Annotated in this window: 15 protein-coding genes; 8 read left to right on the top strand and 7 right to left on the bottom strand. The window is 72.9% G+C overall.

Annotated elements, in window-relative coordinates:
• Positions 1-52 precede the first annotated feature (52 nt).
• The gene (locus ACFYX3_RS19830; protein ID WP_389014934.1) at positions 53-2,491 is read right to left on the bottom strand and encodes a Tex family protein; all 2,439 of its coding nucleotides are present in this window, start codon (positions 2,489-2,491) and stop codon (positions 53-55) included.
• A gap of 136 nt (positions 2,492-2,627) precedes the next feature.
• Positions 2,628-3,494, bottom strand: a complete 867-nt coding sequence (locus ACFYX3_RS19825; RefSeq protein ID WP_389014931.1) for a hypothetical protein — start codon at positions 3,492-3,494, stop codon at positions 2,628-2,630.
• Positions 3,495-3,605: 111 nt separating this feature from the next.
• Between ACFYX3_RS19825 and ACFYX3_RS19820 the strand changes: the two genes are divergently transcribed.
• Together ACFYX3_RS19820 and ACFYX3_RS19815 are read left to right on the top strand one after the other, a co-directional pair.
• On the top strand, positions 3,606-4,577 hold the full coding sequence (locus ACFYX3_RS19820; RefSeq protein WP_389014928.1) for a GlxA family transcriptional regulator: 972 nt from the start codon (positions 3,606-3,608) through the stop codon (positions 4,575-4,577).
• A 12-nt stretch (positions 4,578-4,589) separates the two neighbouring features.
• Complete coding sequence (locus ACFYX3_RS19815) at positions 4,590-5,228, top strand: DJ-1/PfpI family protein (RefSeq protein ID WP_389014925.1); 639 nt, start codon at positions 4,590-4,592, stop codon at positions 5,226-5,228.
• A 3-nt stretch (positions 5,229-5,231) separates the two neighbouring features.
• Here ACFYX3_RS19815 and ACFYX3_RS19810 read toward each other — a convergent pair whose 3' ends face one another.
• A complete protein-coding gene (locus ACFYX3_RS19810; RefSeq protein ID WP_389014922.1) occupies positions 5,232-5,975 on the bottom strand; it encodes an enoyl-CoA hydratase/isomerase family protein in 744 nt (247 codons plus the stop codon).
• Positions 5,976-6,092: 117 nt separating this feature from the next.
• Between ACFYX3_RS19810 and ACFYX3_RS19805 the strand changes: the two genes are divergently transcribed.
• Positions 6,093-6,707, top strand: a complete 615-nt coding sequence (locus tag ACFYX3_RS19805) for an HdeD family acid-resistance protein (RefSeq protein WP_389014919.1) — start codon at positions 6,093-6,095, stop codon at positions 6,705-6,707.
• 130 nt (positions 6,708-6,837) lie between these two features.
• Positions 6,838-7,290: an ATP-binding protein gene (locus tag ACFYX3_RS19800; protein ID WP_376587440.1), complete on the top strand. Its 453-nt coding sequence runs from the start codon at positions 6,838-6,840 to the stop codon at positions 7,288-7,290.
• Positions 7,291-7,377: 87 nt separating this feature from the next.
• On the opposite strand, the gene idi is transcribed toward ACFYX3_RS19800, so the two are convergent.
• The 4 genes from idi to ACFYX3_RS19780 form a co-directional block, all read right to left on the bottom strand.
• Positions 7,378-7,998: an isopentenyl-diphosphate Delta-isomerase gene (gene idi, locus ACFYX3_RS19795; RefSeq protein ID WP_389014916.1), complete on the bottom strand. Its 621-nt coding sequence runs from the start codon at positions 7,996-7,998 to the stop codon at positions 7,378-7,380.
• A 153-nt stretch (positions 7,999-8,151) separates the two neighbouring features.
• The gene (locus ACFYX3_RS19790) at positions 8,152-9,399 is read right to left on the bottom strand and encodes a GNAT family N-acetyltransferase (RefSeq protein ID WP_389014913.1); all 1,248 of its coding nucleotides are present in this window, start codon (positions 9,397-9,399) and stop codon (positions 8,152-8,154) included.
• Between the two features lie 198 nt (positions 9,400-9,597).
• Positions 9,598-10,539 carry a cation diffusion facilitator family transporter gene (locus tag ACFYX3_RS19785; protein WP_389014910.1) on the bottom strand — a complete coding sequence of 314 codons (942 nt, stop codon included), beginning with the start codon at positions 10,537-10,539 and terminating at the stop codon, positions 9,598-9,600.
• Positions 10,540-10,829: 290 nt separating this feature from the next.
• The gene (locus ACFYX3_RS19780; RefSeq protein ID WP_382652394.1) at positions 10,830-11,105 is read right to left on the bottom strand and encodes a hypothetical protein; all 276 of its coding nucleotides are present in this window, start codon (positions 11,103-11,105) and stop codon (positions 10,830-10,832) included.
• On the opposite strand from ACFYX3_RS19780, the gene ACFYX3_RS19775 reads away from it, so the two are divergent.
• Genes ACFYX3_RS19775 through ACFYX3_RS19760 form a run of 4 tightly spaced genes read left to right on the top strand, consistent with a single transcriptional unit; the run spans position 10,986 to position 15,346 of the window.
• A complete protein-coding gene (locus ACFYX3_RS19775; RefSeq protein WP_389015291.1) occupies positions 10,986-12,773 on the top strand; it encodes a DUF5941 domain-containing protein in 1,788 nt (595 codons plus the stop codon). The genes ACFYX3_RS19780 and ACFYX3_RS19775 overlap by 120 nt on opposite strands.
• On the top strand, positions 12,770-13,507 hold the full coding sequence (locus ACFYX3_RS19770) for a sugar phosphate nucleotidyltransferase (RefSeq protein WP_376587450.1): 738 nt from the start codon (positions 12,770-12,772) through the stop codon (positions 13,505-13,507). Before ACFYX3_RS19775 ends, ACFYX3_RS19770 begins: the two co-directional genes overlap by 4 nt.
• A complete protein-coding gene (locus ACFYX3_RS19765; protein ID WP_389014905.1) occupies positions 13,495-14,556 on the top strand; it encodes an iron-containing alcohol dehydrogenase family protein in 1,062 nt (353 codons plus the stop codon). Before ACFYX3_RS19770 ends, ACFYX3_RS19765 begins: the two co-directional genes overlap by 13 nt.
• Entirely contained in the window at positions 14,534-15,346 is an 813-nt protein-coding gene (locus tag ACFYX3_RS19760; protein ID WP_359515970.1) for a CDP-alcohol phosphatidyltransferase family protein, read from the top strand. Before ACFYX3_RS19765 ends, ACFYX3_RS19760 begins: the two co-directional genes overlap by 23 nt.
• Positions 15,347-15,388: the final 42 nt, after the last annotated feature.

Here is a 15,388-nt window from a genome sequence, read left to right as displayed (position 1 = left end):
AGCCCGGTGGGCTGTGGCCTCTTTCGTGCCGGAACGTTCCGGATCGCGCGGTCTAGCGGCGCTTGCCGCCTTCGCCGAGCAGCCCGGCCTTGCGGAGGGCGTCCGCCATCGCGCTGTTCGCGGGCGCGGGCGCCGCCGAACGGTCCCGGCCACCCCGGTCGTTCCGGTTGCCGCCCCGCTCCCCGCGCTCATTCCGCTTGCCGTCCTCGGAGCGGCGGCCACCGCCGCCCTGACGCTGCTGCGGAGGCCGGCCGGAACGCTCGCCGCGGTCGTCCCGCTCGCCCCGGTCCCGCCGGGGAGCGCCGCCCTGGCCCTCCGTGCCCGGCTCGTCGTCGAGCCGCAGCGTCAACGAGATCCGCTTGCGCGGGATGTCCACGTCCAGGACCTTCACCTTGACCACGTCACCCGGCTTCACCACGTCACGCGGGTCCTTGACGAAGGTCTTCGACATCGCCGACACGTGCACCAGACCGTCCTGGTGCACACCGACGTCCACGAACGCGCCGAACGCGGCCACGTTGGTGACGACACCCTCCAGGACCATCCCGGACGCCAGGTCGCCGATCTTCTCGACGCCCTCCTTGAAGGTGGCCGTGCGGAACGCCGGACGCGGGTCGCGGCCCGGCTTCTCCAGCTCGCGCAGGATGTCCGTCACCGTCGGCAGACCGAAGGTCTCGTCGACGAAGTCGTCCGCCCGCAGCGAGCGCAGTGTGCCCGTGTCGCCGATCAGCGCCGCGACCTCGCCGCCCGTCGCCTTCACCATCCGGCGCACCACCGGGTACGCCTCCGGGTGCACGGACGAGGAGTCCAGCGGGTCGTCGCCGCCCCGGATGCGCAGGAAGCCCGCGCACTGCTCGTACGCCTTCGGGCCGAGCCGCGCCACGTCCTTGAGCGCCTTGCGGGAGCGGAAGGGGCCGTTGGCGTCCCGGTGCGCGACGATGTTCTCGGCGAGGCCGCCGCTGATGCCCGAGACCCGCGAAAGCAGCGGCGCCGAGGCGGTGTTGACGTCGACGCCGACACCGTTCACACAGTCCTCGACCACCGCGTCGAGGGAGCGCGAGAGCTTCACCTCGGCCAGGTCGTGCTGGTACTGGCCGACACCGATGGACTTCGGGTCGATCTTCACCAGCTCGGCGAGGGGGTCCTGGAGCCGCCGGGCGATGGAGACCGCGCCGCGCAACGACACGTCCAGGCCCGGGAGTTCCTGCGAGGCGAAGGCGGAGGCCGAGTAGACCGAGGCGCCCGCCTCCGAGACCATCACCTTCGTCAGCTTCAACTCGGGGTGCTTGGCGAGGAGTTCGGCCGCCAGCTTGTCGGTCTCGCGGGAGGCCGTGCCGTTGCCGATCGCGATCAGCTCGACCGCGTGCTCCTTCGCGAGGCGCGCCAGCCTGTCGAGGGCCTGGTCCCACTTGTTGGCGGGCACGTGCGGGTAGATCGTGTCGGTGGCGACGACCTTGCCGGTCGCGTCGACGACGGCGACCTTCACGCCCGTGCGGAAACCGGGGTCGAGCCCGAGCGTCGCCCGGGTGCCGGCCGGCGCGGCGAGCAGCAGGTCCCGCAGGTTCGCCGCGAAGACCCGTACGGCCTCGTCCTCGGCAGCCGTCCGCAGCCGCAGCCGCAGGTCGATCCCCAGGTGCACCAGGATGCGGGTCCGCCAGGCCCAGCGGACCGTGTCCTGGAGCCACTTGTCTCCGGGGCGGCCGCGGTCGGCGACGCCGAAGCGGCCGGCGACGATCCCCTCGTACGAGGAAGGCCCCTCCGTCGGCTCCTCCGGCTCCAGCTCCAGGCTGAGGGCGTCCTCCTTCTCGCCGCGCAGCATCGCGAGCACGCGGTGCGAGGGCAGCGCCGTGAACGGCTCGGCGAAGTCGAAGTAGTCGGCGAACTTCGCTCCCGCCTCCTCCTGGCCCTCGCGGACCTTCGCCACCAGGCGTCCGCGGCCCCACATGCGCTCGCGCAGCTCGCCGATGAGGTCGGCGTCCTCGGAGAACTTCTCGGCGAGGATCGCCCGCGCGCCCTCCAGGGCGGCGGCGGCGTCCGCGACGCCCTTGTCCCCGTCCACGAAGGCCGCGGCGGCGGCCGCCGGCTCGACGGACGGGTCGGCGAGCAGCCCCTCGGCCAGCGGTTCGAGACCGGCCTCGCGGGCGATCTGCGCCTTCGTCCGCCGCTTCGGCTTGAAGGGCAGGTAGATGTCCTCCAGACGCGCCTTGGTGTCGGCGGCCCGGATGCTCGCCTCCAGCGTCTCCGTCAGCTTGCCCTGCTCGCGGACCGAGTCGAGGATCGCCGACCGGCGGTCCTCCAGTTCGCGCAGATAGCGCAGCCGCTCCTCCAGGGTGCGCAGCTGCGCGTCGTCGAGCATCTCGGTCGCTTCCTTGCGGTAGCGCGCGATGAACGGCACGGTCGAACCGCCGTCGAGGAGCTCGACGGCTGCCTTCACCTGTCGCTCGCGTACGCCGAGCTCCTCGGCGATCCTTGCTTCGATGGACGTCGTCACGGTGTCCCGACTCGCCTTCTCGTGCCTCAAGCTTGCGAGTGCATTCTGCCGGGTCGGTCACCCGTACGCGGCAACCGACCCGTCCCGCGCGCGTCCCCGGGGCCTGTCTCCCGGATCAGGCCCTCGGCCCGCCGGGTCAGCCCTTGCCGATCAGGTCCTCCGGGAAGGCGCCCGCGCCGGCCGCCGTGACCAGGAAGCCGCGCGCGAGCTCGGTGAGGCGCTCGACGCCGGCCGCGCCGAGGTGCTCGTACGGGGCGGAGTCCAGCCGGTCGGTGTGCTCCTCGAGCTCGGCGCGCAGGGCCGTGCCCGACTCCGTCAGCTCGCCCTCGGCGTCGATCAGCCCGCGCTCGCGCAGCCGCTCCCGTGCCGCCTCCCAGTCCTCGCGCCGCCAGCCGCGCGTGCCCAGGACCCAGCGCGGGGCCATGCCCTTGCCGGTGGCGGTGTGCGAGGCGAGGGCCTCGACGGGGTCGAGCCCGGCGGCGAGCAGGGCGGAGAGGTGGCCGTCGCCGCGGTGCTCGCGGAGCAGGGTGGCGGCGAACCAGTAGGCGAGGTGGGGCTGCTCGGGCACCGGCAGGTCGGCGTGGGCCGAGTACAGCGGCCGGGCGTGCCGGGTGCAGGCCTCGGCGGCGCGCAGGGCGAGCTCCGCCGCCTCGGCCATCTCCGGGGACGCGACCGCGTCCTCGCCGAGCAGCCGGCGCAGGGTCGCGTCGACGGTCCGGAGGCGTGCGTCCAGGACCTCGGCGGGGGAGGCGGTCTCCCAGACGGCCGGGAGGTGCCGGGCGAGGAGCTCGTGGTTGTAGTTGTAGAAGGTCGCGGCGACCGTGCCCGCGCCCACCGCGCCGAGCGCGGCGCTGCGCGCGGCGAGCCGCATCGCGCTCTGGTCGGTGAAGCCGAGCGCGGTGAACTCGCGGTCCAGGTCCGGCGAGAAGTACAGCGTGGAGTGGATCGGGTTGAGGACGTTGTGGCAGTGGCGTCCGGCGCGCGGGGGAAGGGCAGTCGTCATGGCACCGAACATTACCGACTGGTCGGTACGACGGGAACGGCTGGGGCGCATGGCGGAAAAGGTGGGTTCCCCGTCGTTGCGGACGCGACCGGGCACGCCGAGGATGGAGGCATGCCGCAGCGCCCCGTCCTCGTCGTCCTCTTCGACGACGTCCAGAGCCTGGACGTCACCGGCCCCGTCGAGGTGTTCGCCGGTGCCGGACGCGCCGCCGGGGACCCTTCCGCGTACCCGATCCGCACCGCCTCCCTCGACGGCGGACCGGTCCGTACGCACAGCGGACTGCGCCTGCTCCCCGACACCTCCCTCGACGACGCCGTCGCCGACGGGCCCCCGCACACCCTCGTCGTCCCCGGCGGCGAGGGCACCCGCGCACCCGACCCGGCGCTGATCGACTGGCTGCGCGTCCACGCCCCGACGGCCGGACGCCTCGTCTCCGTCTGCACGGGCGCCCTGCTCCTCGCCGAGGCCGGACTCCTCGACGGACACCGGGTGACGACCCACTGGATCGCCTGCGACCACCTCGCCCGCCGCCACCCCGACGTCGACGTCGACTCGGATCCGATCTTCGTACGGGACGGGCGGCTGTCCACCTCCGCCGGCGTCACCGCCGGCATCGACCTGGCCCTCGCCCTGGTCGAGGAGGACCTCGGCCGGGACGTCGCCCTCACCGTCGCCCGCCACCTGGTCGTCTTCCTGCGCCGCCCCGGCAACCAGGCCCAGTTCAGCGCACAGCTGTCCGCCCAGACCGCCCGGCGGGAGCCGCTGCGGGACCTCCAGCACTGGATCAGCGAGCACCCCGGCGAGGACCTCTCCGTCGACGCGCTCGCCGCCCGCGCCCGGCTCTCGCCCCGGCACTTCGCCCGCGCCTTCCACGCCGAGACCGGCACCCCGCCCGGCCGGTACGTCGACCGGGTCCGCCTCGAACACGCCCGCCGCCTCCTGGAGGAGACCTCGCGCGGCGTCGAGGAGGTCGCCCGCGCCTCCGGCTACGGCACGCCCGAGGCCATGCGCCGCGCCTTCCTGAAAGCCCTGGGGACCGGCCCCGCGGAGTACCGCCGCCGCTTCCACGCGCCCATCACCTGAGAGGAACCACCGATGCAGATCGCCGTCCTGCTCTACGACCGCTTCACGACCCTCGACGCCGTCGGCCCGTACGAGCTCCTCGCCCGGATGCCCGGTGCCGAGACCGTCTTCGTGGCCAAGGAGGCCGGGCCGGTCCGCAACGACCAGGGCAGCCTCGCGCTCGTCGCCGACCGGAGCCTCGCCGAGGTCCCGCGACCGGACATCGTCCTGGTCCCCGGCGGCCCCGACGCCCGGGTCGCCATGGACGACCCGGAGATCCTCGACTGGCTCCGTACCGCCGACGCCACCAGCACCTGGACCACCTCCGTCTGCACCGGCTCGCTCATCCTCGCCTCGGCGGGCCTGCTGAAGGACCGCCGGGCGACCACCCACTGGCTCGCCTTCGACGAACTGCGGGCGCTCGGCGTCGAACCCACCGGCGAGCGGGTCGTCTTCGACGGCAAGTACGTCACGGCCGCCGGCGTCTCCTCCGGCATCGACATGGCGCTGCACCTGCTCGGCCGGATCGCCGGGGACGAGACCGCCCAGACGATCCAGCTCCTCACCGAGTACGACCCGCAGCCGCCCTACGACGCGGGCTCCCCGGAGAAGGCCCCGGCGGCGATCGTCGCGCACTGGCGCGGCGAGAAGGAGCCGGTCCGGGAGGGCTGAGACTCAGAGCCCGTACGTGAAGCGGGGCGCGCGGCGCTCCAGGAAGGCGGCGACCCCCTCGGCGGTGTCGCCGCTGCCGCGTGCCTGCTCCGCCCAGTGCCCGTCCCGGTCCAGGCGCCCGTCGGCGAACTCCTTGGCCGCCGCCTGGGTGAGCAGCGAGCGGGAGGCGAGCAGCCGGGCGAACTCGGCCACCCGCTTGTCCAGTGCGCCCGCCGGGTGCAGCTCGTCCACGAACCCGGTCCGCAGCGCCTGCTCAGCGTCCATCAACTCGCCCGAGAACAGAAGGTACTTGGCGGTCGAGGGCCCGACGAGGGCGGTGAGCCTGCGGGTCGAGGAGGAGGCGTAGACGATGCCGAGCTTCGAGGGGGTGATCCCGAAGCGGGCACCCTCCTCGGCGAAGCGCAGGTCGCAGGCGGCGGCGAGCTGGCTGCCGCCGCCGACACAGAAGCCCCGCACGGCGGCGATCGTCGGCTTGGGGAAGGCCGCGAGCGCCTCCTCGGCCCGTACCGCGAGCGTCTGCTGCTCGTCCCCGGGCTCCCGCAGCGCCGAGATGTCCGCGCCGGCGCAGAAGGTGTCGCCCTCGCCGGTGAGGACGAGGACCCGCACGGTCGGGTCGGCGGCGAGCGGCTCCAGGACGCCGGGCAGGGCGCGCCACATTCCGACGCTCATGGCGTTGCGCTTGGCGGGGTTGGCGATGACGACGGTGGCGATCCCGTCCGTGACGCTGACCTTCAGCTGCGGCTCCATGGGCCGGATGCTATCCGCCGTACCCGAACGTACGATCAGGAAGGGGTCGCTCCGAGGAGGCACCGGACGGCCGGGGACGCCCACGGCGCACCCGCCGAACCGGACCCGGTCCGGGAGATGAGGCGCAAGGGGAAGAGGCTCCGCCGCAACTTCAGCCGGCTGGCCGTGCTCGGCGTCCTGCTGGTGATCGGCGGTGTCGTCGGCCTGATCTGCACGGCCGCCGCGACGCTGACCTCGATGATCCTCTTCGGCTGGCTGCTGCTCATCGGCGGGGTCGTGGGGCTGCTGCAGGCCGTCCAGTCGCGCGGCACCAGCTACTTCTGGCTCGCCGCGGTGGTGGCCGCCCTGAACATCGCGGCCGGTGTCGTGGTCATCCGCCACCCGGAGGGCTCGGCGGAGGCGCTGACGATGTTCGCCGCCCTGCTGTTCCTCACGGGCGGGCTGTCCCGGCTGGTCGGCGCCGTGGTGGTGCGGGGGCCGCAGTTCGGCTGGACGCTGTTCCAGGGAGCCTTCGGGCTGCTCCTCGGCCTGCTGGTCCTGTTCGACCGGCCGGACAGCAGCCTGTACGTCCCGGGCGTCTTCTTCTCGCTCGCCCTGCTCTTCGACGGGCTCGGCCTGATCGCGATCGGGGTGGGCGGCAGGCGGATCGTCCGTATGGTGACCCCGGCGGTGCCGGTCGCGGGCCCGGCTCCGGAGTCCTCAGAAACCGCACAGGACCAGTCGAACAACTGACGTTGGCATACTCAGCCGATCAGAATGTGGCCGATAGGTGTCGACTTCTGGTCAGTAGGCCGGTCGGCCTGCGCGCATTGCCAAGACTCGATCCGTGGCGAGAATCGAGCACGAGGGTGGGAACGGGACCGTGGGGACCCACGGAGGCGTCCCCGCCCGGCAACCGTCCTACGAAGGAGTCTGGCGCTTCACCGCTGCAGCGGTCGACGTCTCCGTCCCGCAGGCCCGGCACGCCGTACGCGACCTGCTGGTCCGCCAGGGAGTCCCGGTCCGTGAGGAGATCATGGACGGCCTGCTGCTGATCGTCTCCGAGCTGGTGACCAACGCCGTACGGCACGCGGCGCTGCTCTCCCCGGAGATAGCGGTGGAGGTCGCGATCGGCCCCGAGTGGGTCAGGGTGTCCGTCGAGGACAACCACCCCTACCGCCCCAAGGCCCTGGAGGCGGACTGGGGGCAGACCGGCGGTCGGGGGCTCCTCCTGGTCCGCGAGATCGCCCAGGAGGCCGGCGGCGCCTGCGACGTCGAGCACACCGCGAGCGGCGGGAAGATCATCTGGGCGGCGCTGCCCCTGGGACCGCTCTGACGGCTCCCGCCGGTCCGGCGGGAGACGTCGGACGGCCCCGGCCCCGATGGCACCGGGGCCGGGAGGCGTCGCCTCGGGAACAGGCGGTCACCAGCCCCCGGACGGACCCGTCAGCTCCCTGATCGCCGGACGCGCCGCGTCCAGGACCGTCATGAACCAGGCGGAGAAGGGCAGGGCGGCGTGCCGCTCGGCCAGCTCCTCGGGGGTGACGAAGTCGGTGGACTCGATCTCCTCCGGGTCCGGCCGCGGCGCGGCCTGCACCAGGCCGACGAAGAGGTGGTTGTACTCCTGCTCCACCAGGCCCGAGGCCGGATCCGGGTGGTTGTAGCGCACGGTGCCGGCCTCCGCGAGCAGCGACGGCGAGACGCCGAGCTCCTCGAAGGTGCGCCGGGCCGCCGCGGCGAACGGCGCCTCGCCCGGGTAGGGGTGGCCGCAGCAGGTGTTCGACCAGACGCCGGGGGAGTGGTACTTGCCGAGCGCGCGCCGCTGGAGCAGCAGCCGGCCCGACTCGTCGAAGAGGAAGACGGAGAAGGCGCGGTGGAGCCGTCCCGGCGCCTTGTGGGCGGCGAGCTTCTCCGCGGTGCCGATGGTCCTCCCCTCCTCGTCGACCAGTTCGAGCATGATCGGCGCCGGGACTCCGGACGGCTGGACGCCGTTCGACGCGATCTCCGGCGAGATCTGAGCCGCGGTGGCTGGTGTGGTCGGCATAAACCATCCTTCGCATCGGTCCTCGGCCCGTGGGGGCCACCACAGTCTGCCGTACAAAACCGGCTTGTCCGCACTTCGGCGGCCGGACGTGGCCGCTCCCACCGCACCGGAGTACACCCGGTGCGGTGGGAGCGGCGCCGCCCCGCGGGGCGCCTACACCCCGAAAGCCGCCGGATAGGCGATCGTGCCCGAGGGAACCGGCTGCGAACCGTCCAGGACGAGCGCCATCATCACCTCGTCCGGAACCTCGAAACCTGGCCGGATTCCGTACTCGGACGCCCGTGCGAACCCGAACCGCGGGTAGTACCCCGGATGGCCGAGCACGAGCACGAGCCGCTCGCCCCGCAGCCGGGCCGCGTCGAGGACCGCCCGGACGACGGCCTGCCCGGCACCGGCGCTCTGGTGCCCCGGAGCGACCGCGACCGGGCCGAGGGCCGCCGCGGGGACCCCGTTCACATGGCAGCGGGAGATCAGCGCGTGCGCGGCGACCGTGCCGTCCGGAGCCTCCGCCACGTACGACAGGCCCGGCAGCCAGGCTCCGGCGTCGGCGCGGAGCGCGTCGACGAGACCGGCCTCCTCCGGCGTCGGGAAGGCCGCCGCGTTGACGGCCCGTACGGCGTCGACGTCCCCGGGGGTCTCCGGCCGGGTGCGCCAGCGCGGATCGGCGGATCGCAGGACGAAGCCCGCGTACCCGTAGTCGGAGCCGTGCTCGCGCCGCAGCGCGATCTCGGCGCGCGCCCCCGCCACCGCCTCGGCCATGCCGGGCACGGAGGTGTCCGCCGCGTCGGCGTGCGCGGCCAGCGGGACGTAGTACTCGTCCCAGTCGCTCTCGGGCTGCGGGACGGTCCCCAGGACGTGGTAGCCGGCCCCGACGGCCGCCGCCGCGTTCCCGGCGACGGTGCGGAGGGTGTAGTGGTCCTCCCAGAAGGCGCGGGCCGCCGGGCCCGGCTCCTCGGCGGTCCAGACGCACTCGGTGAGCACCAGGATGCCCCCGGGCGCGAGGAGCCTGCGCCACTCGGCCAGGGCCCGGTCGAAGCCGAGGACGAAGACCGAGCTCTCGGCCCAGACCAGGTCGAAGGAGCCGTCGGGGAACGGCAGCGCGCCCATGTCGGCGTTCAGGGTGCGGACCGCCCCGTCGAGCCCGCGGGCCGCGGCGGTCTCCCGCAGCTCCGCGAGGAACGGCTCGTGGGTGTCGACGGCGGTCACCTCGGCACCCGCCTCGGCGGCCAGGAGCAGCGCGGAGCGGCCGGGGCCGCAGCCCAGGTCGAGCACGCGCGGACGCTCGGGAAGCCTCCCCGCGAGCGCGAGGAGCCGACGGGTGGTGGTGTCGGAGCCCGGACCCTGGCGCGGAAGGCCGTGGTGCAGGGCGAAGAAGGAGTCGTGCAGAGCGTTGTCGGACAACGTGGAAACCCTTTGGACGAAAGGGCCCCGGCCGACGACGTGACGTACCGGTGGGAAGACCGGGATCAGGTCAGCCGGAGACCCGGAGGCTGAGGGACGACCGGGCGCTGCCGCACAGGGCAGCCTCCATCGCGACGGTCATCAACCTCAGCTCCTCTCCACACGCGTTCGTACGACGAGACTAACAGCCGGGGCCGCTCAGAGGCAGAGCTTCGCCTCGTGCTCCGCGTGCCCGACCGGCTCCAGCTGGAAGGTGCAGTGCTCCACGTCGAAGTGCGAGCCCAGGCAGCCCTGGAGGTCGTGCAGCATCTTCTCGTGCCCGACGGAGTCCAGCGCGTCCTGGTCGACGACCACGTGCGCGGAGAGCACCGGCAGGCCCGAGGTGATCGTCCAGGCGTGCAGGTCGTGCACGCCCTCGACGCCCGGCAGGGCCAGGATGTGCGCCCGTACCTCCGCCATGTCGACGCCCTTCGGGGCCGCCTCCAGGAGCACGTCCAGGGTCTCGCGCAGCAGCTTGAGCGTGCGCGGCACGATCATCAGGCCGATCACGATCGAGGCGATCGGGTCGGCGTACTGCCAGCCCGTCGCCAGGATGATCCCGGACGCGACGATCACGGTGACCGAACCGAGGGCGTCCGCGAGCACCTCCAGATACGCCCCGCGGACGTTGAGGCTCTCCTTCTGGCCCCGCATGAGCAGCGACAGCGAGATCACGTTGGCCACCAGGCCGATCACCGCGAACGCGATCGCCGGCCCGCCCTTGGTCTCGGCCGGCTCGATGAACCGCTGGATCGCCTCGTACAGCACGTAACCGCCGACGACGAGCAGCAGCAGACAGTTGGCGAGCGCCGCCAGGATCTCGGCCCGGGCGTACCCGAAGGTGCGGTTCCCCGAGGGCGGCCGGTTCGCGAAGTGGATCGCGAGGAGCGCCATCGCGAGGCCGACCGCGTCGGTCGCCATGTGCGCCGCGTCCGCGATCAGCGCGAGCGAGTCGGCGACGAGTCCGCCGATGATCTCGATCACCATCACGGAGAGCGTGATGCCGAGCGCGATCCGCAGCCGGCTCCGGTACGCGGCGGCCGCCGTACCCGTCGGCGGCGGGCCGCCGTGGCTGTGCCCGTGGTCGTGTCCAGCCCCCATGACAAGGCCTCCCGGTCGTGTCTCTCGTGTGCCCCGATTCGCAAGTGAACTACGGGTGGGGGGTATGTGCAACACGGTACTGAACACCGTTGTCATATGCTCTGACCTGCGACGACGCCAGAACCGGGGGACAGTGCGGGTGGCCTCCCGGAACGGGGTTTGTCGGGCGTGCGGCCGATCGCCCATGATGATCTCCACGGAACGCGGCGCACCCGGACGGACACGGACGGTCCCGGGGGAGTACTGCCGACGAAGCCTCGGTGAAATCGCACTCCGTTCATCCGATAGCCTCAGCCGACGTGTCGCCGCCCGGTGCCGGGCCACACCGCCGCGCCCGGGGCCGCCATGGCCCCGCCGGCCCCTCCGTCAGCTTCAAGGAGTGAGTTCGTCTGTCGACCGCCATCCTCACCGGCCCGCCGGCACCCGGATCCTCGCTCGACGGTGATCTGCGGTCGCTCGGCTTCGACGTCCGGATCGCCTCCGGCGCCCAGGAGGCCGGCGCCCTGCTGGCCGCCGTCCCGGCGGGCGAGCGCGTCGCGCTCGTCGACCCCCGGTTCGTCGGTCACGTGCACGCCCTGCGCCTCACCCTGACCGACCCCCGCTTCCCCGCGGCCGCCGCCCCCGGCGCGCTCACCGCGCAGCCCGAGGCCCGCCCGGCGCTCGCCCGCGCCCTGGGAGCGGTCTCCGCGACCGCCGGCACCGGCGCGCGCACCGGCACCGACGCGCCGGCCCTCACCGAAGCGGGCGCCCGCACCGACACCGACGTCCTCACCGACACGCTCGCCGAGACGCTCGACGCCGACGGCGTCGCCGTGCACCGGCCCCAGCTCGGCACCCTCGTCGCCACCGTGCCCACCGACGCGGAGGCCCGCCACGAGGCCCGCGCCGCCGTGGACGCCGTCGACGACGAGGCCGTACGGCTGCGCTCCGCCGTCAAGGCGCACGACGGCTTCTTCACCACCTTCTTCATCAGCCCGTACTCGCGCTACATCGCCCGCTGGTGCGCGCGCCGCGGACTCACCCCCAACCAGGTCACCACCGCCTCGCTGCTCACCGCGCTGATCGCGGCCGGCTGCGCGGCCACCGGTGCGCGCGGCGGCTACATCGCCGCCGGCGTCCTCCTGCTCGTCTCCTTCGTCCTCGACTGCACGGACGGGCAGCTCGCCCGCTACGCGCTGAAGTACTCGACGATGGGCGCCTGGCTCGACGCCACCTTCGACCGGGCCAAGGAGTACGCCTTCTACGCGGGCCTCGCGCTCGGCGCCGCCCGCAACGGCGACGACGTCTGGGCCCTCGCCCTCGGCGCGATGGTCCTCATGACCTGCCGGCACGTCGTGGACTTCTCGTTCAACGAGGCCAACCACGACGCCACCGCGAACACGAGCCCCACCGCGGCCCTCTCCGACCGGCTCGACAACCTCGGCTGGACCGTCTGGGCCCGCCGCATGATCATCCTGCCGATCGGCGAGCGCTGGGCGATGATCGCCGTCCTCACCGCCGCCACCAGCCCCCGGATCGTCTTCTGGGCCCTGATCATCGGCTGCGCCTTCGGCGCCTGCTACACCACGGCCGGCCGCGTCCTGCGCTCCCTGACCCGCAAGGCGAAGCGGACCGACCGGGCCGCGCAGGCCCTGGCGGACCTCGCGGACAGCGGTCCGATCGCCTCGGCCGTCGCGAAGGCGGCCCGCCGCCTCCCGGCCCCCGCCCCGGTCGTCGCCCTCCTCGCCGCCGTGCTGATGGTCGCGGGCGCGCTGGTCCTGCCCTTCGGCGACGCCCTCCTCGTCGCCGTCGCGGCCGGGTACGCGATCCTCTCCGGCGCCGCCGTCGCCCGCCCCCTCAAGGGCGCCCTCGACTGGCTGGTCCCCCCGCTCTTCCGCGCCGCCGAGTACACCACCGTCCTCGTGCTCGCCGCCCGCTCCGACGTCCCGCAGGCGCTCCCCGCCGCATTCGGGCTGGTCGCGGCCGTCGCCTACCATCACTACGACACGGTGTACCGCATTCGCGGGGGCACCGGCGCGCCGCCCGCCTGGCTGGTGCGCGTCACCGGCGGACACGAGGGGCGCACGCTCCTGGTGACCGTCCTCGCCGCCCTGCTGGCGGACCGCGGCGACGACTTCACCCTGGCACTGACCGCGCTCGCGGTCGCCGTCGCGCTGGTGGTGCTCGTGGAGTCCATCCGCTTCTGGGTCTCCTCCGGAGCACCCGCCGTTCACGACGAAGGAGAAACAGCATGATCGGCCTCGTACTGGCAGCCGGTGCCGGACGGCGTCTGCGCCCCTACACCGACACCCTCCCGAAGGCCCTCGTGCCCGTCGACGGTGACACCACCATCCTCGACCTCACGCTGAAGAACTTCGCCGAGATCGGCCTCACCGAGGTCGCGATCGTCGTCGGCTACCGCAAGGAGGCCGTCTACGACCGCAAGGACGCACTGGAGGCCAAGTACGGCCTCGAGATCACCCTCGTCGACAACGACAAGGCCGAGGAGTGGAACAACGCCTACTCCCTGTGGTGCGCCCGTGAGGTCCTCAAGCGCGGTGTGATCCTCGCCAACGGCGACACCGTCCACCCGGTCTCCGTCGAGAAGACGCTGCTCGCCGCCCGCGGCGAGGACCGGAAGATCATCCTCGCCCTCGACACGGTGAAGAACCTCGCCGACGAGGAGATGAAGGTCATCGTCGAGGAGGGCAAGGGCGTCCAGCGCATCACCAAGCTCATGGACCCGGCCACCGCCACCGGCGAGTACATCGGCGTCACCCTCATCGAGGCCGAGGCCGCCGAGGAGCTCGCCGACGCCCTCAAGGCCACCTTCGAGCGCGACCCCGACCTGTACTACGAGGACGGCTACCAGGAGCTGGTCAACCGCGGCTTCACCGTCGACGTGGCCCCCATCGGCGACGTCAAGTGGGTCGAGATCGACAACCACGACGACCTCGCGAAGGGCCGTGAGATCGCGTGCCAGTACTGACTCGGCTGATTCCTTCGCCGGTCGTCGTCGACATCCGCAGGGGAGCGCTGGACGACCTGTCCGCGCTCCTCGCGGACCAGCGGATCTCCAGCAACGGCAAGATCGCCGTCGCCATCAGCGGCGGCTCGGGCCTCAAGCTGCGTGACCACTTCGCCCCCGAGCTGCCGGGTGCCGACTGGTACCCGGTCTCGGGCGGCACGATCGACGAGGCCGTCAAGCTCGCCGACGCCATGCGCGGCAAGCGGTACGACGCCGTGATCGCCCTCGGCGGCGGCAAGATCATCGACGTGACCAAGTACGCGGCGGCCCGGGTCGGGCTGCCGCTGGTGGCCATCGCCACCAACCTGTCGCACGACGGGATCTGCTCGCCGATCTCCACCCTGGACAACGACAACGGGCGCGGCTCCTACGGTGTGCCCACCCCGATCGCGCTGGTCATCGACCTCGACGTGATCCGGGACGCCCCCGTGCGGTACGTCCGCTCCGGCATCGGCGACGCGATCTCCAACCTCTCCGCCATCGCGGACTGGGAGCTCTCGCACCGCGAGACCGGCGAGCCCGTCGACGGCCTGGCCGCCGCCATGGCCCGCAGCGCCGGCGAGGCCGTGCTCCGCCACCCCGGCGGCGTGGGCGACGACGACTTCCTCGTCACGCTCTCCGAGGGCCTGGTGATGTCCGGCATCGCCATGTCGATCAGCGGCGACAGCCGCCCCTCCTCGGGCGCCTGCCACGAGATCAGCCACGCCTTCGACCTGCTCTTCCCGACCCGCGCCGCCAGCCACGGCGAGCAGTGCGGTCTCGGCGCGGCCTTCGCCATGCACCTGCGGGGCGACCGCGACGCGTCCGCGCTGATGGTCGACACCCTGCGCCGGCACGGGCTGCCCGTCCTGCCGGAGGAGATGGGCTTCACCGTGGACGAGTTCGTCCGGGCGGTGTCCTTCGCCCCGCAGACCCGGCCGGGCCGCTTCACCATCCTCGAACACCTCGACCTGTCCGACGACGAGATCAGGGACGCGTACGCCGACTATGCCAAATCCATCGGTAGCTGAGCTCCGTCCCGCGCGGAAGCCGACCGTCGCCGAGCTCCGCCCGGTCGTCCACCCCCCGGGTGTGAAGGACCGGCGGAGCGGCGAGCACTGGGGCGGCCGCCTCTACATGCGGGAGATCTCGCTCAGGATCACCCGTCAGCTCGTCGGCACCAAGGTCACGCCGAACCAGCTCACGTACGTCATGACGCTCGCGGGCGTCCTCGCCGCACCGGCCCTGCTGGTGCCCGGGATCCCGGGGGCGCTGCTCGGCGCGCTCATGGTCCAGCTCTACCTGCTGCTCGACTGCGTCGACGGCGAGGTGGCCCGCTGGAAGAAGCAGTACTCGCTGGCCGGTGTCTACCTGGACCGGGTCGGCGCCTACCTGTGCGACGCGGCGGTCCTCGTCGGCTTCGGCCTGCGCGCCGCCGACCTGTGGGGCTCGGGCCGGATCGACTGGCTGTGGGCCTTCCTGGGGACGCTCGCCGCGCTCGGCGCCATCCTGATCAAGGCCGAGACCGACCTCGTCGGCGTCGCCCGCCACCAGGGCGGTCTGCCTCCGGTCAAGGAGGCGGCGTCCGAGCCGCGCTCCTCCGGCATGGCGCTGGCCCGCCGGGCCGCCGCCGCGCTCAAGTTCCACCGGCTGGTCCTCGGCATCGAGGCCTCGCTGCTCATCGTGGTCCTGGCGATCGCGGACCAGGTCAGGGGAGACCTCTTCTTCTCCCGGCTCGGTGTCGCCGTCCTCGCCGGCATCGCGCTGCTCCAGACCGTGCTGCACCTCGTGTCGATCATGGTCTCCAGCAGGCTGAAGTGAGGCCGGCCGTGAGCACGCCGCTCAGGGTGGGTGCCGTCGTCA

This window comes from Streptomyces sp. NPDC002463 (genome assembly GCF_042889835.1).
Taxonomy (GTDB): domain Bacteria; phylum Actinomycetota; class Actinomycetes; order Streptomycetales; family Streptomycetaceae; genus Streptomyces; species Streptomyces nymphaeiformis.
Note: the sequence above shows the minus strand (reverse complement) of the source record. Positions and strands in the feature narration are given on the sequence as shown.